This is a genomic window from Micromonospora vulcania (assembly GCF_042658605.1).
In the GTDB taxonomy this organism is placed as follows: domain Bacteria; phylum Actinomycetota; class Actinomycetes; order Mycobacteriales; family Micromonosporaceae; genus Micromonospora; species Micromonospora vulcania.
Genome location: NZ_JBHSQS010000005.1, coordinates 84,888 through 106,821, shown reverse-complemented (window position 1 = coordinate 106,821; position 21,934 = coordinate 84,888). Strand labels below are relative to the sequence as shown.

24 protein-coding genes and 1 pseudogene are annotated in these 21,934 nt (G+C 71.0%); 17 read left to right on the top strand and 8 right to left on the bottom strand.

What is annotated here, in order from left to right:
- Nucleotides 1–19 precede the first annotated feature (19 nt).
- The 5 genes from ACFQGL_RS09670 (at nucleotide 20) to ACFQGL_RS09650 (ending at nucleotide 3,839) form a co-directional block, all read left to right on the top strand.
- Nucleotides 20–763: a M50 family metallopeptidase gene (locus ACFQGL_RS09670; protein WP_377508669.1), complete on the top strand. Its 744-nt coding sequence runs from the start codon at nucleotides 20–22 to the stop codon at nucleotides 761–763.
- Between the two features lie 33 nt (nucleotides 764–796).
- Nucleotides 797–1,405 (top strand): class I SAM-dependent methyltransferase, encoded by a 609-nt coding sequence (locus ACFQGL_RS09665; protein WP_377508667.1) that lies wholly within the window; start codon nucleotides 797–799, stop codon nucleotides 1,403–1,405.
- A gap of 4 nt (nucleotides 1,406–1,409) precedes the next feature.
- Nucleotides 1,410–2,393 (top strand): ketopantoate reductase family protein, encoded by a 984-nt coding sequence (locus tag ACFQGL_RS09660; RefSeq protein ID WP_377508664.1) that lies wholly within the window; start codon nucleotides 1,410–1,412, stop codon nucleotides 2,391–2,393.
- A gap of 62 nt (nucleotides 2,394–2,455) precedes the next feature.
- Entirely contained in the window at nucleotides 2,456–2,956 is a 501-nt protein-coding gene (locus ACFQGL_RS09655; RefSeq protein ID WP_377508661.1) for a sigma factor-like helix-turn-helix DNA-binding protein, read from the top strand.
- Nucleotides 2,949–3,839: a hypothetical protein gene (locus ACFQGL_RS09650; RefSeq protein WP_377508658.1), complete on the top strand. Its 891-nt coding sequence runs from the start codon at nucleotides 2,949–2,951 to the stop codon at nucleotides 3,837–3,839. Before ACFQGL_RS09655 ends, ACFQGL_RS09650 begins: the two co-directional genes overlap by 8 nt.
- 122 nt (nucleotides 3,840–3,961) lie before the next feature.
- Here ACFQGL_RS09650 and ACFQGL_RS09645 read toward each other — a convergent pair whose 3' ends face one another.
- Nucleotides 3,962–5,545: an acyl-CoA carboxylase subunit beta gene (locus tag ACFQGL_RS09645; protein ID WP_377508655.1), complete on the bottom strand. Its 1,584-nt coding sequence runs from the start codon at nucleotides 5,543–5,545 to the stop codon at nucleotides 3,962–3,964.
- An 84-nt stretch (nucleotides 5,546–5,629) separates the two neighbouring features.
- Here ACFQGL_RS09645 and ACFQGL_RS09640 point away from each other — a divergent pair, with 84 nt between their 5' ends.
- Nucleotides 5,630–6,505: a biotin--[acetyl-CoA-carboxylase] ligase gene (locus ACFQGL_RS09640; protein ID WP_377508652.1), complete on the top strand. Its 876-nt coding sequence runs from the start codon at nucleotides 5,630–5,632 to the stop codon at nucleotides 6,503–6,505.
- A gap of 148 nt (nucleotides 6,506–6,653) precedes the next feature.
- Nucleotides 6,654–7,226, top strand: a complete 573-nt coding sequence (locus ACFQGL_RS09635; RefSeq protein WP_377508649.1) for a PH domain-containing protein — start codon at nucleotides 6,654–6,656, stop codon at nucleotides 7,224–7,226.
- Between the two features lie 37 nt (nucleotides 7,227–7,263).
- On the opposite strand, the gene ACFQGL_RS09630 is transcribed toward ACFQGL_RS09635, so the two are convergent.
- The 4 genes and pseudogenes from ACFQGL_RS09630 to ACFQGL_RS09615 all read right to left on the bottom strand — a co-directional run.
- The gene (locus tag ACFQGL_RS09630; protein ID WP_377508646.1) at nucleotides 7,264–7,794 is read right to left on the bottom strand and encodes a MaoC/PaaZ C-terminal domain-containing protein; all 531 of its coding nucleotides are present in this window, start codon (nucleotides 7,792–7,794) and stop codon (nucleotides 7,264–7,266) included.
- A complete protein-coding gene (locus ACFQGL_RS09625) occupies nucleotides 7,791–8,486 on the bottom strand; it encodes a GtrA family protein (RefSeq protein ID WP_377509545.1) in 696 nt (231 codons plus the stop codon). Before ACFQGL_RS09625 ends, ACFQGL_RS09630 begins: the two co-directional genes overlap by 4 nt.
- A 63-nt stretch (nucleotides 8,487–8,549) precedes the next feature.
- Nucleotides 8,550–9,086 carry a GtrA family protein gene (locus tag ACFQGL_RS09620; protein ID WP_377509542.1) on the bottom strand — a complete coding sequence of 179 codons (537 nt, stop codon included), beginning with the start codon at nucleotides 9,084–9,086 and terminating at the stop codon, nucleotides 8,550–8,552.
- 202 nt (nucleotides 9,087–9,288) lie between these two features.
- Nucleotides 9,289–9,378 (bottom strand): annotated as a pseudogene (locus tag ACFQGL_RS09615) (GtrA family protein); the annotation flags it as partial.
- Nucleotides 9,379–9,514: 136 nt separating this feature from the next.
- Between ACFQGL_RS09615 and ACFQGL_RS09610 the strand changes: the two are divergent.
- The 4 genes from ACFQGL_RS09610 to ACFQGL_RS09595 all read left to right on the top strand — a co-directional run bounded on the left by ACFQGL_RS09610 (nucleotide 9,515) and on the right by ACFQGL_RS09595 (nucleotide 14,410).
- Complete coding sequence (locus tag ACFQGL_RS09610; RefSeq protein ID WP_377508643.1) at nucleotides 9,515–11,359, top strand: phosphoenolpyruvate carboxykinase (GTP); 1,845 nt, start codon at nucleotides 9,515–9,517, stop codon at nucleotides 11,357–11,359.
- A gap of 37 nt (nucleotides 11,360–11,396) precedes the next feature.
- Nucleotides 11,397–12,260: a hypothetical protein gene (locus tag ACFQGL_RS09605; RefSeq protein WP_377508640.1), complete on the top strand. Its 864-nt coding sequence runs from the start codon at nucleotides 11,397–11,399 to the stop codon at nucleotides 12,258–12,260.
- Between the two features lie 205 nt (nucleotides 12,261–12,465).
- Nucleotides 12,466–13,608 (top strand): NAD(P)/FAD-dependent oxidoreductase, encoded by a 1,143-nt coding sequence (locus ACFQGL_RS09600; protein ID WP_377508637.1) that lies wholly within the window; start codon nucleotides 12,466–12,468, stop codon nucleotides 13,606–13,608.
- Nucleotides 13,609–13,639: 31 nt separating this feature from the next.
- The gene (locus ACFQGL_RS09595) at nucleotides 13,640–14,410 is read left to right on the top strand and encodes an isoprenyl transferase (protein ID WP_377508634.1); all 771 of its coding nucleotides are present in this window, start codon (nucleotides 13,640–13,642) and stop codon (nucleotides 14,408–14,410) included.
- A gap of 20 nt (nucleotides 14,411–14,430) precedes the next feature.
- Here the strand turns inward: ACFQGL_RS09595 and otsB are convergent, their stop codons facing one another.
- From otsB to ACFQGL_RS09580, 3 genes are all read right to left on the bottom strand, one after another.
- Nucleotides 14,431–15,255, bottom strand: coding sequence for a trehalose-phosphatase (gene otsB / locus ACFQGL_RS09590; protein WP_377508631.1), 825 nt, complete (start codon nucleotides 15,253–15,255; stop codon nucleotides 14,431–14,433).
- A 67-nt stretch (nucleotides 15,256–15,322) separates the two neighbouring features.
- The gene (locus ACFQGL_RS09585; RefSeq protein WP_377508628.1) at nucleotides 15,323–15,676 is read right to left on the bottom strand and encodes a hypothetical protein; all 354 of its coding nucleotides are present in this window, start codon (nucleotides 15,674–15,676) and stop codon (nucleotides 15,323–15,325) included.
- A gap of 162 nt (nucleotides 15,677–15,838) precedes the next feature.
- Nucleotides 15,839–16,282 carry an XRE family transcriptional regulator gene (locus tag ACFQGL_RS09580; protein WP_377508626.1) on the bottom strand — a complete coding sequence of 148 codons (444 nt, stop codon included), beginning with the start codon at nucleotides 16,280–16,282 and terminating at the stop codon, nucleotides 15,839–15,841.
- 264 nt (nucleotides 16,283–16,546) lie between these two features.
- Here ACFQGL_RS09580 and ACFQGL_RS09575 point away from each other — a divergent pair, with 264 nt between their 5' ends.
- The 6 genes from ACFQGL_RS09575 (at nucleotide 16,547) to ACFQGL_RS09550 (ending at nucleotide 21,895) form a co-directional block, all read left to right on the top strand.
- Nucleotides 16,547–16,891, top strand: coding sequence for a hypothetical protein (locus ACFQGL_RS09575; RefSeq protein WP_377508623.1), 345 nt, complete (start codon nucleotides 16,547–16,549; stop codon nucleotides 16,889–16,891).
- Nucleotides 16,892–16,922: 31 nt separating this feature from the next.
- Nucleotides 16,923–17,258 (top strand): hypothetical protein, encoded by a 336-nt coding sequence (locus ACFQGL_RS09570; protein WP_377508621.1) that lies wholly within the window; start codon nucleotides 16,923–16,925, stop codon nucleotides 17,256–17,258.
- 427 nt (nucleotides 17,259–17,685) lie between these two features.
- On the top strand, nucleotides 17,686–19,101 hold the full coding sequence (locus ACFQGL_RS09565) for a PhoH family protein (protein WP_377508619.1): 1,416 nt from the start codon (nucleotides 17,686–17,688) through the stop codon (nucleotides 19,099–19,101).
- A gap of 277 nt (nucleotides 19,102–19,378) precedes the next feature.
- Nucleotides 19,379–20,053 (top strand): aggregation-promoting factor C-terminal-like domain-containing protein, encoded by a 675-nt coding sequence (locus tag ACFQGL_RS09560; RefSeq protein ID WP_377508616.1) that lies wholly within the window; start codon nucleotides 19,379–19,381, stop codon nucleotides 20,051–20,053.
- A gap of 115 nt (nucleotides 20,054–20,168) precedes the next feature.
- Nucleotides 20,169–20,822, top strand: a complete 654-nt coding sequence (locus tag ACFQGL_RS09555; protein ID WP_377508613.1) for a rhomboid family intramembrane serine protease — start codon at nucleotides 20,169–20,171, stop codon at nucleotides 20,820–20,822.
- Nucleotides 20,823–20,926: 104 nt separating this feature from the next.
- Entirely contained in the window at nucleotides 20,927–21,895 is a 969-nt protein-coding gene (locus ACFQGL_RS09550; RefSeq protein WP_377508611.1) for an NAD(P)/FAD-dependent oxidoreductase, read from the top strand.
- The last annotated feature ends 39 nt before the right edge of the window (nucleotides 21,896–21,934 follow it).

Sequence of the window (21,934 nt, the reverse complement as noted above, 5' to 3'; positions counted from 1 at the left end):
GCCGGTAGGCTCGCGCCCCATGATGTCGATCGACGGGCTGGGCGACCTGTGGGACATGCTGTTCGGTGCGCAGCCGGACCCGCCCCCACTGCTGGTACTGATCACCGCTGCCGTCGCGCTGGTGGTGGTCGCCACCCGATTGCCCTGGCGGATCGCCCGCAACGCGATCACCATCGCGCACGAGGGCGGTCACGCGCTGGTCGCGCTGCTCACCGGCCGTAAGCTGCGCGGGATTCGGTTGCACTCGGACACCTCCGGGCTGACGCTCTCCGCCGGTCGGCCCACCGGGCCGGGCATGATCCTCACCCTGCTCGCCGGCTACATCGCCCCACCGCTGGTCGGGCTTGCCGGTGCCTGGCTGCTCGGCGGCAACCGGATCACCCTGCTGCTCTGGGTCGCGGTAGCGCTGCTGTTGGCCATGCTGATCATGATCCGCAACGCCTTCGGCGTGGTGTCACTGCTGGTCACCGGCGCGCTGGTGCTCGCCGTCTCCTGGTACGCCACCCCGCAGGTGCAGGCCGCGTTCGCGTACACCGGGGTGTGGTTCCTGCTGCTCGGCGGGGTGCGGCCGGTGGTGGAGCTGCAACAGCTGCGCGCACGCGGCCGGATGCCGGCCTCCGACGCCGATCAGCTCGCCGGGCTCACCCCGTTCCCGGCGTTCTTCTGGGTGACCGTCTTCGCCCTGGTCAACCTGGTCGCCCTGATCGCCGGCGCGCTGCTGCTGGCCGGAACGATCCTCACCGACGCCGGCCTGACCGTCTGACCCGAGTGGGGGCGGTCGGTACGGTGGCTGGCCATGGACGAGTTGACGACCCGGAACCGGAACGCGTACGACCGGATCGCGGGTGAGTTCGCGGCCCGTAACGCAGGCATGCCGCCGAGTTACCTGGCCGTCGCCGACGAGGTGCAGGACCGGTGCGTCGGCCCGCTGCTCGACCTCGGCTGTGGCGTCGGGCGCGACCTCGCCTTCTGGTCGGACCGGGGTGTGGCCGCGGTGGGGCTGGACCTCTCCTGGGGGATGCTCGACTTCGCGCGTACCCGGACCGCCGCACCACTGGTGCAGGCCGACATGCTGCGGTTGCCGTTCCCCGACGCCGCCTTTGGGGCGGTGTGGTGCTCCGCCTCGTTGCTGCATCTGCCCAAGGCGCTTGCGCCGGCAGCGCTCGTCGAGATGCGCCGGGTGCTGCGGGCCGACGGGCCACTGTTGGCCTCCCTGCAGGAGGGCGACGGCGAGAGCTGGGAGCGGTGGCGGGGTGAGGAAGCCGACCGCTACTTCGCCCGCTACTCCGGCGAGGAGTCCCGAGCGCTGCTGGTCGAGGCGGGCTTCACCCCGCTGCGGCTGGAGCGGGCCGTGTCACCCGTGGGGCAGAGCTGGCTCTGCCACCTTGCCGTGCGGGCAGAATGAGGCCATGCGATACGTGATCATCGGGGCGGGCGCGGTCGGCGGGACCATCGGCGTACGGCTGGCCCAGGCCGGCCAACAGGTGACCCTGGTGGCGCGTGGCGCGCACCTGGACGTGATCCGGGCGCGCGGGTTGACCCTGCGCCAGCCCGACGGTGAGGTCACCTCCCGGCTCGCCGCCGTGCCCGGCCCCGGAGACCAGCCGCTGCCCGCCGACACGGTGCTGATCCTCACCGTCAAGTCGCAGGACACCGACGGCGCGCTGGCCGCCTGGGTGGACGCGCCGGTCGCTGGCGGGGGTACGGCCGGCGAGCGGCTACCACTGTTCACGGCACAGAACGGGGTGGCCAACGAGCGGGCCGCGCTGCGACTCTTCGCCGCGGTGCACCCGGTCTGCGTCTGGCTGCCGGCCACCCACCTGGAGCCGGGCGTGGTGGTGGCCAACGGCTACCCGCATCCAGGGATGCTGCACATCGGGCGGTACCCGACTGGCGCCGACGACACCGACCGTGCGGTGGCCGCCGACCTGACCGCCGCCGGATTCGTCGCGCCGGTGCGCGCGGACGTGTTGCGCTGGAAGTACGGCAAGCTGCTCAGCAACCTCGGCAACGGTCTCCAGGCCCTGCTCGGCCGGGACATCCCGGAGGAACTGGCCGAGCGGGTACGCGCCGAGGGAGTTTCCGCGCTGGACGCGGCGAGGATCGCGTACACCTCGTCCGAGGAGGAGAGAGCCGAACGCGGTGACCTGGTTCAGCAGCGCCCGGTCGACGGCGAGGCCCGCTCCGGCGGCTCCACCTGGCAGAGCCTGGCCCGAGGCGCGGGGTCGACCGAGGTCGACCACCTCAACGGGGAGATCGCGCTGCTCGGTCGGCTGCACGGCGTACCGACGCCGGCCAACGTGGCCGTGCAGCAGGCGGTACGCCGAGCGGTCCGGGAACGGATCGCGGCCGGCGGGTTCCCGCTGGCCGAGTTGGAGAAGATGATGGCCTGATCGGGGCAACCGACGGCCCCGCCCGGCGCGTGTTCCCACCGACCGACACGGGGAGGTAGCGGGTGCCGGACGTCGACGGGTTCGACGAGTTCTACCGCGCGAGCCGACAACGGCTGCTCGCCTTCGTCTACGCGCTCACCGGTGACCGGGGCGAGGCGCAGGACGCCGTGCAGGAGGCGTACATCCGGGCGTGGCAGCGCTGGTCGACGATCAGCCAGTACGACGACCCGGAGGCGTGGGTGCGGGTGGTGGCCAGCCGGGTCGCGGTCAGCCGGTGGCGCAGCCTGCGCAGTCGCGCTCGGGCATACCTGCGGCACGGGGCGACCGAGACCGTTCCCGGGCCGGGCACCGACACCGTCGAGGTGGTCGCCGCGCTGCGTCAACTGCCCGAGGAGCAACGCACCGCCCTGGCGCTGTACTACCTGGTCGGAATGCCGGTGGCCGAGGTGGCGCGGGAGACCGCGGCACCGGTCGGCACGGTCAAGGCCCGACTCTCCCGGGGGCGCGCCGCGCTCGCCGGGCTGCTCGCCGTCTCTGACCTGGGGGAGGCAACCGATGCGTGACGAGATGGCATTCGTCGAACGGATCCACCGGGACCTGAGCGGCACCCGGTGGCCGGAGCCGCAGGAGATCCGGGCCCGAGCCCGACGGCGCAGCCGGCGGACCGTCGTGCTGGCGGTGGTCGCGGTGCTCGCGGCGGTGACGGGGCCGGCGTACGCCATCACGGTACGACCGCAGGCCCCGCACGAGACGACTGTGCCGGGACCGACCGGGACCGTCGCCACGGCGGAGATCCCGCACGAGTCCCTGCTGACGCCGCGCGATGTCCCCGTGGCCACGGGCGTCCAACTCGGCGAGGCCGGCCTCGGTGAGGTGGTCCGGTCGGACCCGCTGCTCGAGAGGTGCGGCCACGAGCACGACCTGCCACTGGTCAACGCCTTCTCCCGCTACTCGCGGTCGCAGACCCTCTTGTCGCTGACGACCGACGGCGCGTCCGGTGGAGTGACGCTCAGCCAGGACATCTACCGGCTCGACCCGAAGGTGAGCGACGAGTTCTTCCGTGGGCTGGCCATGCTGTTGAGCGCCTGTGCCGAGTGGCGTCTCGTCGGGTCCACCGTGGTGGCCGGCGAGCCGTTGCCGAGCGAGACCGTGCACACCTGGAAGCTGGCGGCGCGCGATTTCGCCGGCGACGAGTCGATGCTGGTACGCCACGAATCACTCGCTCCGCGCGGCCAGGCCGATGGCAGGACACTGGGACCGACCGGGCCGGTCGGGATGACGATCGTGGTCCGGGTGGGTGACCTGGTCACGGTGCTGGTGCCCGGCCCCGGTGTCGTCGGCGTCGGCCCCGGCATCGTCGGACTCGGCCTGAACTACGCGGATCTGAAGGCGCTGGGCCAGGCGGCCGCGCTACGAATGTGCACCGCCGCCAACCCGTCCTGCTGACCGCGCGCCATTCTTGATCGGCACAACATCAGGGATGTAGTGGCCTCGTCCGGGTCGGGAGGCCACTACATCCTGGTAAGTGCGCCGACCAAGGCGCAGAGCGCAGAGCGCAGACGCAGCGCTCAGAGGGGGATGTTGCCGTGCTTCTTGGCCGGGAGGGTCTCGCGCTTGGTGCGCAGGACGCGTAGCGCCCGGACGATCTGGGTCCGGGTCTCGTGCGGCGGAATCACCGAGTCGATGTATCCGCGCTCGGCCGCCACGTACGGGTTGGCCAGGGTGTCCTCGTACTCGGCGACCTTCTCGGCCCGGACCGCCGCCGGGTCCTCGGCGCCGGCCAACTCCGAGCGGTAGAGGATGTTCACCGCGCCCTGCGCGCCCATCACCGCGATCTGCGCCGTCGGCCAGGCGAAGTTCAGGTCCGCGCCGAGGTGCTTGGAGCCCATCACGTCGTACGCGCCGCCGTACGCCTTGCGGGTGATCACGGTGACCTTGGGGACGGTGGCCTCGGCGTACGCGTAGATGAGCTTGGCGCCCCGGCGGATGATGCCGTCCCACTCCTGCCCGGTGCCGGGCAGGAAGCCGGGAACGTCCACAAAGGTCAGTACCGGGATGTTGAACGCGTCGCAGGTGCGGACGAACCGCGCGGCCTTCTCCGAGGCGGCGATGTCCAGGGTGCCGGCGAAGTGCATCGGCTGGTTGGCGACCACGCCGACCGGGCGCCCCTCGATCCGGCCGTAGCCGACCACGATGTTCTGCGCGTAGAGCGGCTGGACCTCCAGGAACTCCCCGTCGTCGAGGACGTGTTCGATGACCCGGTGCATGTCGTACGGCTGGTTGGCCGAGTCCGGGATCAGCGTGTCCAGCTCGCGGTCCTCGTCGCTGACCTCGAGGTCGGCGTCGGCGGAGTAGACCACCGGCTCGTCGAGGTTGTTCGACGGCAGGTACGACAGCAGCGCCTTGACGTAGTCGACCGCGTCCTCCTCGTCGGTGGCGAGGTAGTGCGCGTTGCCGCTGCGCGAGTTGTGCGTACGCGCCCCGCCCAGCTCCTCCATGCCGACGTCCTCGCCGGTCACCGTCTTGATCACGTCCGGACCGGTGATGAACATGTGCGAGGTCTGGTCGACCATGACGGTGAAGTCGGTGACCGCCGGGGAGTAGACCGCGCCGCCGGCGCAGGGACCCATCACCAGCGAGATCTGCGGGATGACGCCGGAGGCCCGGACGTTGCGGAAGAAGATCTCGCCGTAGAGGCCGAGCGAGACCACACCCTCCTGGATACGCGCCCCGCCGGAGTCGTTGATGCCGACCACCGGGCAGCCGATCTTCATGGCCAGGTCCATCACCTTGACGATCTTCTGCCCGAAGACCTCGCCCAGCGAGCCACCGAAGACCGTGAAGTCCTGCGCGAAGACGCAGACCTGCCGGCCGTCCACCGTGCCGTAGCCGGTGACCACGCCGTCGCCGTACGGGCGGTTCTTCTCCAACCCGAACGCCGTGGACCGGTGCCGGGCCAGCTCGTCCAGCTCGACGAAGGAGCCCTCGTCGAGCAGCATCTCGATCCGCTCGCGGGCGGTCTTCTTACCGCGCGCATGCTGCTTCTCGACCGCGCGCGCCGACCCGGCGTGCACCGCCTCGTCGACCCGTCGCTCCAGGTCCGCCAGCTTGCCCGCGGTGCTGTGGATGTTGATCCCGGTCTCGGTAGTCACCCAGGGAATATAACGATGGTTCAGGTCGACGCCGTTGTGCAGTACGCCTCAGTGCCGGTCCCGTCACCGTCGTAGGCTGGCGGGATGCCGGGCTCCCCGTACACCGATCTGGACCGCCCGCCGCTGTCGGCGCCCCGGCTGCGGCGCGCGTTGGTCGCCCCGCACGGGCCGTGGGCCCGGCTGGAGCTGCTCGCCGAGACCGGTTCCACGAACGCCGACGTGGCCGACGCGGCCCGGTCCGGCGAGCCGGAGGGCCTGGTCGTGGTCGCCGAGCGGCAGACCGCCGGTCGCGGCCGGCGCGGTCGGGTCTGGCAGTCGCCGGCCCGGGCCGGCATCGCCACCAGCGTGCTGCTGCGGCCGGGTGTGGCCGTGCCGGACCGCGGCTGGCAACCGGTGCCACCCACCGGGTACGGCTGGCTGCCGCTGCTGGCCGGCGTCGCGCTGGTCGAGGCGGTGGCCCGGCTGGCCGAGCTGGAGGCCACCCTCAAGTGGCCCAACGACCTGCTGATCGGCGACGCCAAGTGCGCCGGGGTGCTCGCCGAGGCGGTGCCCGGGGGCTCGGTGGATCAGCCTCCGGCGATCGTCCTCGGTATCGGGCTCAACGTGACGCTGCGCGCCGACGAGTTGCCGGTGAATCCGACCGGGCTGGCGGCCACCTCGCTGCAACTGGCCGGCGCGGCGGCCACCGACCGGGACCCTCTGCTGCGGGCGCTGCTACGCGCGGTCGCCGACTGGTACGACCGCTGGCGCTCCGCGGGCGGGGACGCGGTGGCCAGCGGCCTGCGTGACGCCTACCTGGCGGCCTGTGCCACGGTCGGCCGCGAGGTGCGGGTCCTGCTTCCCGGTGGCGACGAGCTGACCGGCACCGCCACGGGCGTGGACGCCGACGGCCAACTGCTGCTCACCACCTCGACCGGCGACCGCGCTCTGGCGGCCGGCGACGTCCTGCACCTGCGCTGATCCGCCGATCACCCGGCGCTGGCGTGCGAGCCGGGGTTACCACCGGATTGCAAGATCACTAAGAGTGTGGTCCGGCCGCGTGGCGGATGTTGTGGGGGGAGGTGGGGGGTTTACGGTCAGCGCGACTGTTTCTGCGTTGGAGGTTGCCGTGGCTTTCCCCGAAGACGTGCTCACTGAAGACGAGCATGTCGTGTTGCACCTGCACCCGCACTGGAAGGCGCTGATCCGACCGATCGTGGTGCTGGTGCTGGCCATCGCCGCGGTGGTGGTCGGCGTGCTCCTGCTGCCGGAGACCAGCGGTGGTTCGATCGGGCTGGCCGTGATCGGGCTGATCGCCCTGGTCGCGGTGGTCTGGCTCGGGCTGTGGCCGTTCCTGGTCTGGCGCACCACGCACTACCTGTTCACCAACGAGCGGGTGCTGCTCCAGCAGGGTGTCTTCTCCCGGGACCGGCGGGACATCCCGCTCACCCGGATCAACGACCACTCGATGAACCAGCACTTCCTCGAGCGGATGCTCGGCTGCGGCACGCTCACCATCGAGTCGGCCGGCGAGCGGGGCCAGTCGGTGCTCGCCGACGTCCCGGGTGTCGGCCAGGTGCAGACCAAGCTGTACGAGCTGGTCGAGGCGCAGCACGACAAGCACTCGCTGGGCGACGGGGAGATGCGTGACATCCTCGCCGACATGCGCGAGGGCAAGCCGCTGCGCGACACCACGACCTGATCCTGACCCCCGCCACCGCCTCGGAGGCGGTGGCGGGTCAGTCGCTCGGGTCGCCCTCGGGCGGGGGATCGGCCGGGCGCAGGGCGAACCAGCCACGAAAGCGGGTCCGCAGCACCTCCTGCTCGGGCCGGTCGTCGGGGCCGAGACGCAGCATGGTGCCGGTGAGGCTCACGGTGCCGAGGCCGGGGCGGGCGGTCGACGGGCGAGCGCCCATCACGTCCACCCGGACGGCGAGCCGGTCACCGGCGCGCACCGGTGCGAGCCAGCGCAGCTCCTCCAGACCGGGGGAGGCGTCCGCCGCGGCACGGGACAGCAGGTGGTCGACGTACGCCCGCATGAACAGACTGACCGTGTAGAAGCCGCTGGCGATCAGCCCCTCGTGCCGGCTCGCCTCGGCCAGCTCCGGGTCCACGTGGTACCACTGCGGGTCGAAGCGACGAGCGAAGGCCACCATCTCGTCGCCGTCGACGGTGACCACACCCAGGTCGACCGTCAGACCGGGCGCGAGATCCTCGAAGAACAGCTCGGCGGGGGCTCCGGTGCCGGAGCGGGTGGCGGGTGGAGTCACCGGCGGGGCGCGCGACGGGTGCCGGCGTGCAGTTCCGCGGCGAGTTCCGCGTCCAGATCGGCCGTCATGTCCTGCACGGCTCCCGGCCGTCCCTGGGTGGGCGTGCCGTTCGGTCGGTCACCTGCCGGTGGTGGCTGCTGCTCCTCCAGCTCCGAGACCGACTCGGCCAGCTCGGCCACCGGGTCCATCTCGGCCATGGTGTCCCACTCGTCCCGGGGAATCGCCGACCAGCTGGGCTCGGGCGCTGCCGCGGCCGGTGCGCTGGGCTGGAAGACGAAGGTCCGGTAGGACCAGAACCGGAAGAGCGTGGCCAGGCCGACACCGGCGGTCTTGGCCACGTTCAGCGCCAGCAGGCTGGTCAGGCCGAGCCCGTACTTGGCCACTGCCACGGCACCCAGCTCAATGAGCAGGCCGGCCCCGTTGAACAGGAAGAACAGGACGTATTCCCGACGAAGCGCCGATTTCGGGCGATCCCGGTACGTCCAATGCCTATTCATCAGGTACGACGTGATCGTGGCGACGATGGTCGCAATCACGTTGGCCTTCAACTGACCATTGACGAAAACGGTCAGTGCAAGGGCATTGAACACCGCGTAATTGATGACGGTGTTGATGCCGCCGACGATGCCGAATTTGAGCGCCTCGTGGATGAACTTCTGCCAGCGCTCAGGCAGCAGACGGACAAGACGCATGCGAAACACCTTAGGGCAGTCGGTGAAGCCGGCGATCACCGGCCGGTCGAGGTGGGCGGCAGGTCACGCCCCGTGATCACGGTCGTGCTTCACCTGCGGAACGATCGGGGTTCCCGCTTCGATGAAGACGAACCGCCGGTACGACCAGAATCGGAACAGCGTGCCGAGGCCCGTGCCGACGACGAAGCTGGCGATGTTGTCGGCCAGCGGGGTCTGGAACACCGCCGGCCAGATGCTGCCGAGGCCGTACCGGCTGATCGCGAGGCAGCCCACCGCGATGCCGAGGCCGACCGCGTTGAAGAAGAAGAACAGCGCGTACTCGCGGGCCGGGTTGTTGCGCTGCCGGTGCCGCCAGGTCCAGAACCGGTTGCCGACGAAGGCGACGGTCGCCGCGATCACGGTGGAGATCGTCTTCGCGGTCACCTGCTCGACGCCGCGCACGGTCGTCAGGTAGTTGAACAACGCGAAGTCGATGAGGAAGGCGATCCCGCCCACCGTGGCGAACTTGCTCAGCTCGTGGATGAGGTGACCGAACCGGTCGAGCAGCGCGCGGACCAGACCCGGTCGGGTCTGCCGGGGACCCGGTTGCTCCCCGGTCATCGTGGCGGCCACGGGGCGAGCCTACCGGCTGCCGGCCAGTCCGGGGTGCAGCAACGGCGAGCGGGCGTCGCATCCCTCGCCGGGTACGCCGCCATTGAACGCAGCGTAACCAACCGGGAGGACTGACGCGCCCCGGAACGGGAACCCACGGACCGGTCGGCGGGGCCGGTCCACGGCTCCACCGCAACTCACGTCGGCCGGGGTGCACAACAAGATTTGCGTGAAACTGCGCGGGAAAGCGGGTATCAGCTCGTGATGCCGCAGCGAAGCCGTACCTTGTGCAGTTCTTCACAACCAGTCCCACTGACTCGGAAGGCTGCCCGGTTTACGCTGAGGCCAATCCCAGGTTTCCACGAAGGCGACGCATCGCGCCGCTGAGACTCGTGCATCCCATAGATCGGTCAGCGTCGACCACAAGGAGATGTGACATGGTTGCTCCGGCTGTTGTTCGGGGTATCGATCAGGCCCCGACGTCCCATCCGAAACTGCTCGCCTGGGTCCGTGAGGTCGCGGAACTGACCACTCCCGACCGGGTCGTCTGGGTGGACGGGTCCGACGAGGAGTGGCGCCGCCTCACCGACGAGCTGGTCGAGGCCGGCACCCTGATCCGGCTGAACCCGGAGAAGAAGCCGAACTCGTTCTACGCGCGTACCGACCCGACGGACGTCGCCCGGGTCGAGGAGCGCACCTACATCTGCTCCGTCGACGAGGCGGACGCCGGCCCCACCAACAACTGGATGGCGCCGGCCGAGATGAAGCGGACGATGACCGAGCTTTACCGCGGCTCGATGCGCGGTCGCACCATGTACGTCATTCCGTTCGTGATGGGTCCGGTCGAGGCCGAGAGCCCGATGTTCGGCGTGGAGATCACCGACAGCCCGTACGTGGTCGCGTCGATGCGCATCATGACCCGGATGGGCGCGAAGATCCTCGAAGCGATGGGTGACGACGCGAACTTCGTGCACGCGCTGCACTCGATCGGCGCGCCGTTGGCCCCGGGCCAGCAGGACGTCCCCTGGCCGGCCAACGAGACCAAGTACATCTCGCACTTCCCGGAGACCCGGGAGATCTGGTCGTACGGCTCCGGCTACGGCGGTAACTCGCTGCTCGGCAAGAAGTGCTACTCGCTGCGGATCGCCAGCGTGATGGGGCGCGACGAGGGCTGGCTCGCCGAGCACATGCTGATCCTGAAGATCACCTCGCCGGAGGGGCAGGTCTACCACATCGCCGGCGCCTTCCCGTCCGCCTGCGGCAAGACCAACCTGGCCATGGTGGAGCCGACCATCCCGGGCTGGAAGGTCGAGACCATCGGCGACGACATCGCCTGGATGCGCTTCGGTGCGGACGGCCGGCTGTACGCGGTCAACCCGGAGTACGGCCTGTTCGGCGTGGCACCGGGCACCGACTGGAAGACCAACGCCAACGCGATGCGCACGCTGGACCGTGGCAACTCCATCTTCACCAACGTGGGCCTCACCGACGACGGGGACATCTGGTGGGAGGGCATGGGCGAGCCGCCGTCGCACCTGATCGACTGGAAGGGCAACGACTGGACGCCGGGGAGCGACAGCCTCTCCTCGCACGCGAACAGCCGGTTCTGCACCCCGATCACCCAGTGTCCGATCCTCGCCGACGAGTACTTCGACCCGAACGGCGTACCGATCGACGCGATCCTCTTCGGTGGTCGCCGTCGGGATACCGTTCCACTGGTGACCGAGGCCCGGGACTGGGTGCACGGCGTCTACATGGGTGCCACGCTCTCCTCGGAGACCACCGCCGCCGCGTCCGGCGCGGTCGGCGTGGTTCGCCGCGACCCGATGGCGATGCTGCCCTTCATCGGCTACAACGCCGGGGACTACTTCCGGCACTGGATCGAGATGGGCAAGGGCGCCGACGGCGACGAGGCGAAGCTGCCCAAGATCTACTACGTCAACTGGTTCCGCAAGGACCCGGACGGCTCGTTCCTCTGGCCTGGTTTCGGGGAGAACTCCCGGGTGCTCAAGTGGGTCATCGAGCGGATCGAGGGCCGGGCCGACGCGGTGGAGACCCCGGTGGGCATGGTGCCCACGCCGGACTCGCTCGACGTCGAGGGCCTGGACATGACGCCGGAGGACGTCCGGATCGCCCTGAAGGTCGACCCGGACGAGTGGCGTAACGAGTTGCCGCTGGTCACCGAGTGGTTCGAGAAGTTCGGTGACAAGCTGCCCGGCGTGCTGTGGGCCGAGCTGGACGCACTGCGGGCCCGGCTGGACGCCGCCCAGCCGCAGCGCTAGGTGTGAACGTTGCCCGGCACGGGCATCATCGGATCCCATGAGGACGGCCGCCGAGACCGAGGTCCGGCGGCCGTCCGCCGTCCGGGTGCTCACCATCCTGCTCGCGACGACCGCGGCGGCCACCGTCGTGGTCGAGGTGCTCAATTGGTGGTACGCCCCGGAACAGGGCTTCGGGCTGGCCGTACGGACCGGCTGGGCCATGCTGCGCTCGTTCGGCTTTCTGCTGCTGATCGGGCACGTCCGGCGGGGCCGCACGGTGGCCCGCCCGTTCGGGCTGATCCTCGCGGTGACGACGATCTTCGCCGTCGGTCGGCTGATCGTGCCCCGGCAGGGTGTGCCGCCACTGCCCGGGTTGCTCGGCTTCGCCCTGCTCACCGTGCTCTGCGCGGCGGTGGTCCTGCTGCTCTACCGCTCTGCGGCGCTGGCCGGGCACCTGGTCCGGCATCGGCCCCGGCTGGTCATCGACCGGGCCGGCATCTCCTGGCGGGAGACTCCACCCCGCCGCCCGCAGGCCAGCGGTTGGCTGCTGACCAGTCGGGTGGCCGCGTTCACCTACAGTCCGCTGATGCTGGTGCCGGCCCTGGTGGCCGGTGGCTCCATCCTGGACGACCGGCTGGCGGCGGTGCCGGGAGTGCTGTTCTGGCTCGGTGCCGGCATCGCGGCCAGCTACGCGGTGCTGTTCTGCACCGCGTTCGTCCTGCGCGGTAAGCGGTGGGCCCGCGTCCTGCTGGTCGTCGTCACGGCGGCCGTGCTCGCCGTGGACCTGCCGTTGTGCTGGTGGCTGCTGGGGATCGACGGCCTGGTCCGGGACGGCGGCCCGTTGCTCGCCGCCGCCGCCCTGACGCTCTACGGGCTCTGGCGCGCGTCCCGCGCCGAGGAGTCCGCGCCGGCCCCGGCCTGAACGACGCCCGCACGGCTCAGCCAGCGACCCCTCGGCATACGGGTGGCAGCAATGTCCCGGATGGTGCTGCGGTCGGCTTGGCTGCGCAGGGGGCAGGATGGCGGGTGGCGTCGGTCACCGCGGCCGGCATCAGCGGCGCAGGCGGGTCGTCGGCCGGGGGCTGACACGTCCGCGCCGCCCGTGGGGCCGGTCGGAGGGAGGCGCGGTGAGCGACGAGTTCGACGTGGTGGTGGTGGGAGCCGGACCGGCCGGGGCGGCGGCCGCGCTGACCGCCCGCCGGGCGGGTGCCAGCGTGCTGCTGCTGGACCGGTCCGACTTTCCCCGGGACAAGGCGTGCGGTGACGGGATCGCCGCGCACTCGGTGGACGTGCTCACCGAGCTGGGGGTGACCGAGGCGGTGGCGGGCTACGCACCGCTGCCCGCTCTGCGCCTGGTCGCCCCGGGCGGCGGTGCGGTGGCCCGGGCGCTGCCCCGGCCGGCGTACACCGTGCCCCGGGAGGTGTTCGACGCGCGGCTGGTGGCGGCCGCGGTGGCCGCCGGGGCGCAGCTACGCCGACACACCGTCCGTCGGGTCGAGCCGCGCGCCGACCGGGTGGTGCTCGACGGGGAGCTGTCCGGCCGGGTGGTGGTCGGTGCGGACGGGGCCGGATCGGTCGTGCGTCGGGCGCTCGGGCAGCCGGTGAACCCCGACCGGCACCTGGCCCTGGCCATCCGGGGGTACGCGCCGGCGCTGCCCGGCCCGTCCGAGCAGCTCATCGTCACCTCGCAGCGGCGCTGGCCGGCGTACGCCTGGTCGTTTCCGATCGGCGACGGGCGGGCGAACGTCGGGTACGGGGAGGTGTTGCGCGGTGAGCCGCTAAGCCGGGCGTACCTGCTGGACCGGCTGGCCGCGCTGCTGCCCGACACCGATCCGGCAACGGTGACCGCGCTGCGCGCCCACCACCTGCCGCTGTCCACCCATCGGCCGGCACCGGGCCAGGGGCGCACGCTGCTGGCCGGGGACGCGATGTCGTTGATCAATCCGTTCACCGGTGAGGGCATCTTCTACGCGCTGCTCTCCGGCGCGTTGGCGGGGGAGGCGGCGGCCAACTCGCCGCAGGTCGCGGCCCGCCGCTACGCCGACGGGTTGCGTCGTCGGCTGGGCACCCACCTGCGGCACAGTTCGGTCGCGGCCTGGTTGGCGCGGCGCCGACGGGTGGTCGACGCGGCGGTCCGAGCGGCCCGTCGGGACGACCGGGTGTTCGACGATGTGGTCGAGTTGGGGCTGGGCGACGGCCGGCTCACCGCCCGTACCCTGGGCATGATCGGCATCGGACTCCCCGGCGGGGATCGGGCTCCGAAGCGGTGATCTGCCCGACGGGTCGCTACGCTGCTAGGTGATGACGCTGCGGGACCTTATCTACTCCGTGTACGAGCGCCGGCTCACGGCGAAGCTCGCGGGCAAGCCGGTGCCCCGGCACGTCGGGGTGATGTGCGACGGCAACCGCCGGTGGGCGAGGGAGATGGGCTTCGTCGACCCGAACGACGGTCACCGGGTCGGCGCGGCCAAGATCAAACATGTCCTCGGCTGGTGTGACCAGGCCGGTGTCGGGCACGTCACCCTCTACCTGCTGGCCACCGACAACCTGCGCCGGCCGGCGAGCGAACTGGACCCGCTGCTCAAGATCATTGAGGATCTGGTGGTGGAGCTCGCCGAGGAGGGCAACCCCTGGCGGCTGCGCATCGTCGGGGCACTCGACCTGCTGCCGGCGCAGACCGCGGCGGCGCTCAAGGGCGCCGAGGAGCGCACCCGCGACCGCAGCGGCGGCGCGGAGGTCAACATCGCGGTCGGCTACGGCGGTCGACGGGAGATCACCGACGCGGTCCGCTCGCTGCTGCTGGAGCACGCCGCCGCCGGGGGCACCCTGGAGGAGCTGGCCGAGGTGCTGGACGTCGAGCACATCGCGGAGCACCTCTATACCCGCGGTCAGCCCGACCCCGACCTGGTCATCCGCACCAGCGGCGAGCAGCGACTGTCCGGCTTCATGCTCTGGCAGTCAGCGCACTCGGAGTTCTATTTCTGCGAGCTGAACTGGCCGGATTTCCGGCACATCGACTTCCTGCGCGCCCTGCGCTCGTACGCCACCCGGCAACGCCGCTACGGCGCCTAGCGCCGGAGTTCCGGCCCGTCTCAGGGCAGGTGGGTCAGCGCCCGGGTGAGAAAGTCACCCAGGGCGGCCGGGGAGTCGATCGTCAGGTCGGCGGCGTTGGCCACCTCGTGGCCGGTCTCCGGGTTGGCCACCGCGACGCAGACCCCGAGGAAGTCCGGGTCGGCCGCCGCCCGGGCGCGGAGCGCGGCGAACGCCTTGATGTCCGAGACGTCGTCGCCGAAGTACCAGGCGCCGGTGGCGTCCCGGATCACTTCGCCGATCACCATGCCCTTGTCCCGGTCGACCGGCGGCTTGAGCTCCAGAACCATCCGCCCGGCCTGCACCCGCAGCCCCAGCCGGTCGGCCTGTGCCTGCCCCCACTGCTGCACGGTCGCGCCGAGCTGCGGGGCGGTACGCCAGTGCAGGGCGACGGAGAGTCGCTTGAACTCGACCAGGGTGCCGGGCGGCAGCTCCGCCCGCGCCAGCTCGGCCAGCTCGGCCATGGTCGGCACCCAGGGCAGCGCCGCCGGCTCGGTGACGGTCTCGCCACCGGAGTGGCTGTGCTCCAGCCCGTAGAGGCCGTAGAGGTCCACACCGGCGAGGCCGCCGAGGTGGTCGCGCAGGAAGTCCACCGGTCGGGCGGAGACGATCGCGATCCGCTGCACCACCGGGGCCAGCGCCTCGATCGCGGCCAGCGCGTTGGGGGCCGGACGTACCGCGGTCGGATCGTCGTCGACGGGCGCGAGTGTGCCGTCGAAGTCGAAGAAGAGCACGGTGCCGGCGGCCCGGCCGGCGGTGATCCGCCATGCCTGGTCGGCGTTCAACGGGGTCCTCGGCTGCTGATTGCTCAGATTCAACGGCGGCACGCGCGTCAGCGTACCCCGGCAAAGGTGGCTCATTCCTGGTCGAGCGAACCCGCTCGGCGGTACGCGATCAGCGTTCGGCGGCTCCCCTTCCGCGCCGTCCGAACGGCACCACCGCTGCCTCCTGGCCGTGGCTCAGCAGATAGCCCTCCACGAACCCGGTGTTGCGATCTCCGGTGTGGTTCTCGATCTCGTTGAGCCGTGCCACCAGGAACTCGGTCAGCGCGCTGATCCGGTCGTTCAGCCGTTCGTGCAGCTCAGCCACCACGGCCAGGATGACCGCGGTGCCGGCGGTGGTGAGCACGAAAAGGTTGACGAGCAGCGGAAGCTGCCCCCCGTTGACCGCCAAGGTCACTACGTTGCCGGTCGCCCACAATGTCATCGACACAGTGGCGACCACGACTGCCAACCACTTCAGGGTCATGGACAGACCCCTCCTTCTGTCCCGCAGGGCTTGGTTCGGCCTTGTCCCGTCCCCCCGCCGATGACGAGCCCAAGCAGTACGAATAGGGACGCTAGCCTGCCCATTCCTGCCTCGGAGCCAAACGGATGAACCTGACCGGCCGTTCTTTCGCCATCTGAGGAACTACCCGGCCTGATTGCCCCTTTTTCGGACATCGACCGGCAGCGTTGGGCGGTATGCGAGATATCGTATGGTTTCCCGGATGTGGAACTTCTCCGCGTCCGACACGTTCGGGTCGACCAGCCGGCGCAGCAGAGCCTCCACGTCGGGGTCCATCGGCGGGGCCGGTTGACCGGCGCGCGGGCCGGTGGCGGTGCGGTCCCAGCCGAGCGCAGCGAACGCCGCGGCCGGGTTCAGGCCGAGGCCCTCGCAGAACGCGACCACCCGTTCGGCCTCCGGGTCGCTGGCCCAGTCGCCCCGCACCCACCGGTTGATGGTCTGCCGGGAGACGCCGGTCCGTCGGGACACCTCGGTGCCGCTCCACGCCCGGGTCGCCCGGGCCTCGTCGAGCGCCCGCCGGACAAAGGTGGCGAAGGCGATCTTCCGCGCATTGGCCGTCTCGGTCACCCCGTGACGGTACGGCCACCCGGCCGTCGGCGTACGCCCTGGCACGCCACTGTCACGCAGACGTGACGGGGGCCTCGGATTTTCGGTAAACGATCCAGTGCCGTTCTCGAGGGGCCTCACGCGGGCAGAATAGATGCCTTTAGAGGCGGCGGTAAACGGCCGAAAAGCTGATACTGTCACGCTCATGGGACAACCTACGGTGTGTCACGTGCATGAGACGACTGTTGCTCACATGCGTCACCACCCCGGTGCCAGGGGGGTGTGGTGACCGAACTCGCCACCCGTGCCCAAGCCTTCGGGCTGATCGCCGAGGGGGTCGCCGCAGGGCTCAGCGCCCCGTGGCGTCTCTACCTCGCCCGAGGCTGCCGCTACCTGTCGCTGAGCGTCGGCGACCGCGCCGAGTGGAACGCCTGGCGTACCCATCTCGGTTGCCCGGAGCTCAGCGTCCGGGTGTACGACGCCGGCGGTGAGATCCGCCGGTCCTCGATGGCCGAGATCGTGCTGGACGGCTGCCGGATCAGCGTCGAGCTGGTCGAGGAGGTCAGCACCGACGACCTGGACCGGCTACTGGTCGCCGATCCCACCACGGTCGAGCCGGAGGAGCGATGACCCGTTGTCCGGGGCGGGCGGGAGCCGCCCGATGAGCCCGTTCCTCGCGGTCTTCCTCGTCCTCGTCCTGGGCGCGACCAGCTATGCGGCCGGGCGGCTGCACGGGCAGCTCAGCTACCGCATCGGCTACCGCTTCGGCTACCGGCAGGGCTACTTCGACGGCGATCGGGGTGCCTGGAACCGGCGGCGGCGCGACGCCCAGGCGGCGATCGCCACCGCGCTGTCGGTCTCCCCGGCGAACGCCGTCCGCGCGGCCGGCACGGTCGCCCGCCCCGGCACCACGTACACCGGCTCGTCCTTCGCCGCGCCGGCCGCCCCGATCACCGGGCGGCACCCGACCGGCACGCTCGTTCGACGGACCGGCTGAGGCCGGCCGGCGGGCCGCCCCGTGCGGTCCCGCCGACCGGCACCGCGAGCGCGGTGCGTCGTCCGCGGCGGACACGCACCGTCGGGGCCACGTCAGACCGGTGACGGTGGTCCCACCGGCCGGGATGCGCGCAGGGGGCATGCATCCCGGCCGGGTCCGCCGCGCCTCGGTCGTCGTACGCCCCGCCGCCGCCGGCCGGCGTGGGTGACGTCGTGTTCACACGGCCGACTCCGGAGATCCACGATCGCCCTCTAGCCGGGACGGTCCGCCGCCGCTAGCGTCTAGGCATGGCACGGGGTTCTCCCGAGCCAACCGGCCCGCCCGGACCTGCGACCTCGCGCACGGGGCCCGCATCCGACCCCGTGTCTCCGGGCACCGGACGAGGCGGAACACGGGTGGCCGGGTGCCCATCCGTCGGAGCAGGCCTGTGACGACTCGCCGTACCACCGCCGGTGCCGACCAGACCCCGGCCGCGACTGCCACGACCCGCCGCGCCACCCGGAGCCGCCGTTCGGCGGCTGCCGAGCCGGCCGACGGCAAGGAGCCCCGACCAGCCGGCCAGGCCTTCGTCCTGGACACCTCAGTGCTGCTCTCCGATCCGGCGGCATTCCACCGGTTCGCCGAGCACGAGGTGGTGCTGCCGCTGGTGGTGATCACCGAGCTGGAGGGCAAGCGGCACCATCCGGAGCTGGGCTGGTTCGCCCGGCAGTCGCTCCGCATGCTCGACGAGCTGCGGATCCGTCATGGCCGGCTGGACCGGCCGGTGCCCGCGAACGACGCCGGCGGCACGCTGCGGGTGGAGCTCAACCACACCGACGACGGGGTGCTGCCGCCCGGGTTCCGCACCGAGAGCAATGACGCCCGGATCCTCTCCGTGGCGCTCAACCTCGCCGGCGAGGGCCGGGACGTCACCCTGGTCAGCAAGGACATGCCGCTGCGGGTCAAGGCCGCCTCGGTGGGCCTGCGGGCCGACGAGTACCGGCACGGCCAGGCCAGCGACCCGACCTGGACCGGCATGTCCGAGCTGGAGTTGGGTGAGGAGCAGATCGGCCGGTTGTACGCGGGCGAGACGCTCGACGTCGACGAGGCGGCCGGCCTGCCCTGCCACACCGGCCTGGTGCTGCACTCGGCGCGCGGTTCCGCGCTCGGCCGGGTGCTGCCGGACAAGTCGGTCCGGTTGGTCCGTGGTGATCGGGAGGCGTTCGGGCTGCACGGTCGTTCGGCCGAGCAGCGGGTCGCCCTCGATCTGCTGCTCGACGAGTCGATTGGGATCGTCTCGTTGGGTGGCCGGGCCGGCACCGGCAAGTCGGCGTTGGCGCTCTGCGCCGGGCTGGAGGCGGTGATGGAGCGCCGCCGGCACAAGAAGGTGATCGTGTTCCGCCCGCTGTACGCCGTCGGCGGCCAGGAGCTCGGCTACCTGCCCGGGTCGGAGTCCGAGAAGATGTCGCCGTGGGCCCAGGCGGTCTTCGACACGCTCGGCGCGGTGGTGCACGAGAACGTGCTGGAGGAGGTGACGTCGCGGGGCATCCTCGAGGTGTTGCCGCTGACCCACATCCGCGGGCGCAGCCTGCACGACGCCTTCGTGATCGTGGACGAGGCCCAGTCGCTGGAGCGCGGGGTGCTGCTGACCGTGCTGTCCCGGATCGGGCAGGGCTCGCGGGTGGTGCTCACCCATGACGTGGCCCAGCGGGACAATCTGCGGGTCGGCCGGCACGACGGTGTGACCGCGGTGATCGAGGCGCTCAAGGGCCATCCCCTCTTCGCCCACGTCACGCTCAGCCGTTCGGAGCGGTCTCCGATCGCGGCGATGGTGACTGATCTTCTGGAGGACATACCGATCTGATGGTGCTTATGTAGGATTTTGTCCACATTCTCTTTGTGGCGCAGGTCACAAAGAGGGCGGTTGGTTTCCCATCAGCCTCACTGTGCGCGATGGTGTCCAACGAGCGCCCACGCACCGTAGGAATCGTCGGTGATCGTTCGTCCCGAGATGGATGACATCGGCGAAGGTCGGTGCGTCGGCGCGACCGGCATCGGTCGGGGCGCTCACGGCACAGCAGACGACCCTCCTGTGGTCCGATGCCGCGCCGTGACCCTGCCCCCGACGAAGGGACCACTTCGTGAGTCGGCTGTGGAGCCGGTTGGGTGCCCGTACGGCCGCCGTGGCGCTGCTCTCCGTGGGCGTTGCCGGCGGCTATTACCTGGGCGAAGACCGGGAAACCCAGCAACAGGGCCTGACCGCGCAGGTCGGCCTCGAGGTCGACCGAGCCGATCTCGCGTACCAGCGCGAGCGGCAGGCCGCCCATCAGGTGGCGTTCGCCAAGCAGCGGGCCGCCGAATACCAGGCCAAGCTGCGTGCGGCGCAGGCCGCCAAGGAAGCCGCCGAGCGGGCCCGCAAGGCCGAGGCCGCCGCAGCGTCCCGTAAGCGCGAGCGGGATGCCGCGAAGGTCGTCAAGCCGTACGACGGGCCGATCCCGGCGTCCTGCGAGGAATACAGCGGCAACCGCAAGATCGGGTGCGCCCTGATGCTCGAGGCGGGCTTCGGCATCGCCGAGTTCCCCTGCCTGGAGAAGCTCTGGACCAAGGAGAGCGGCTGGAACCACAAGGCCCGCAACTCCGGTTCCGGTGCCTACGGCATCCCGCAGGCCTACCCGGGCAGCAAGATGGGCAAGATCGCGTCCGACTGGGAGAACAACCCGGCCACCCAGATCAAGTGGGGGCTGGGCTACATCAAGGGCAAGTACAAGACGCCCTGCGGCGCCTGGTCGCACTTCCAGAGCGCGGGCTCTTACTGACGATATCGACGGCGGGGTGGGTGGGTGACCACCTGCCCCGCCGTTCGGCGTACCCGGGGCCTCTTGCTCGGGATGCGAGTGGCGGCCGGCTCGGTTTGCTGATAGCAGTTGGGGGGTGACCCTGCACCCCGGAAGCGGCGACCCCTACCAGTTCGGCACCGAGGCGTTCTACGCCGCGCTCGGCCGGGCCTTCGTCGCGATGTGCGCGGTGGTCCCGTTCCTGTTCCTCATCGAGGCCGTCGACCAGGGGCTGGCGTTCGGCCTGGACGCCACGGCCGGCATCATTCCGCACCGCATCGACGGGCTGGACGGCGTCTTCTTCTCCCCGTTCCTGCACCACGGCTTCGACCACCTCTACAGCAACAGCATCCCGCTGATCCTGCTGGGCACCTTCGTGCTGGCCGCCGGTGCCCGCCGGTTCCTCTGGTCGACGTTGATCATCATCCTGGTGAGCGGGCTCGGCGTCTGGTTCACCGGCTCGCCCAACTCGGTGGTGGTCGGCGCCAGCGGGGTGATCTTCGGTTACCTGGGCATCCTGCTCACCCGGGGCATCGTCGAGCGCAGTTGGTGGAACTTCGCGGTCTTCCTGCTGGTCGGCCTGCTCTACGGCTGGCAACTGGTCGGCATCCTCCCCACCGACGAGCGGATCTCCTGGCAGGGGCACCTGTTCGGGCTGCTCGGTGGGGTGGTGGCGGCCATTCTGTTCCGTCGTCGCCGGCCGGTCGTCGGTGGGTCGGACTATTCCGGGTCCACCCTCACCCTGCCCTGAACTGCCCGGCGGCGCGGTCTGGGACATGCTTGCCCGGTCGCCGCCACCCGCCTACCGTCGTGATCAGCACGCGTTGATCTGTGTGCGGAAAGTGACGGTACGTCATGCGCGAGGTCGATGTCGCCGTGATCGGGGCCGGTCCCGCCGGTCTCTTCGCCGCGTACTACGCCGGGTTCCGAGGGCTGTCGGTCGCGGTGATCGACGCGCTGCCGGAGCCGGGCGGTCAGGTCACCGCCATGTACCCGGAGAAGCTGATCCTGGACGTGGCCGGCTTCCCCGCCGTCAAGGGCCGGGATCTGGTCGCCAACCTGGTCGCCCAGGCCGCCCCGTTCAGCCCGCACTACCTGCTCGGCGTCCGGGCCGAGAAGCTCTCGTACGCCGACGGCCGGCCGGTGCTCGGCCTGGCCGGTGGTGAACAGCTCGCCTGCGGCGCGGTCGTGGTCACCGGCGGGCTGGGCAGCTTCACGCCGCGACCGCTGCCCTGCGCCGACGGCGCACCCGGTACCGGGATCGTCTACTTCGTGCCGGAGCCGGCCGAGCTGACCGGCCGGGACGTGTTGATCGTCGGTGGTGGCGACTCCGCCTTCGACTGGGCGTTGACGTTGCAACCGCTGGCCCGCTCGGTGACCCTCGTACACCGGCGCGAGAAGTTCCGGGCGCACGCCTCGACGGTCGCCCGGGTGCTGTCGCTGCCGGTGCGGGTGGTGGTCAACGCCGAGGTCACCCGGCTGATCGGCGACGGCACGGTGACCGGCGCCGAGGTGACCGCACGCGGTGGTGCGACCGAGACGCTCCCGGTGGACTCCGTGGTGGCCGCCCTCGGGTTCACCGCCGACCTGGGCCCGCTCGCCGAGTGGGGCCTGCGGCTGGACCGCCGGCACATCCTGGTGGACAGCGCGATGGCGACGAACCTGCCCCGGGTCTTCGCGGCCGGCGACATCACCGAATACCCGGGCAAGGTCCGGCTGATCGCGACCGGCTTCGGCGAGGCCGCGACGGCGGTCAACAACGCTGCGGTGGCCATCGACCCGAGCGCCCACCTCTTCCCCGGGCACTCGTCCGACGCCGGCTGATTGTCGATATCGGACACTGACCGGCCCGTGTCCGATCCG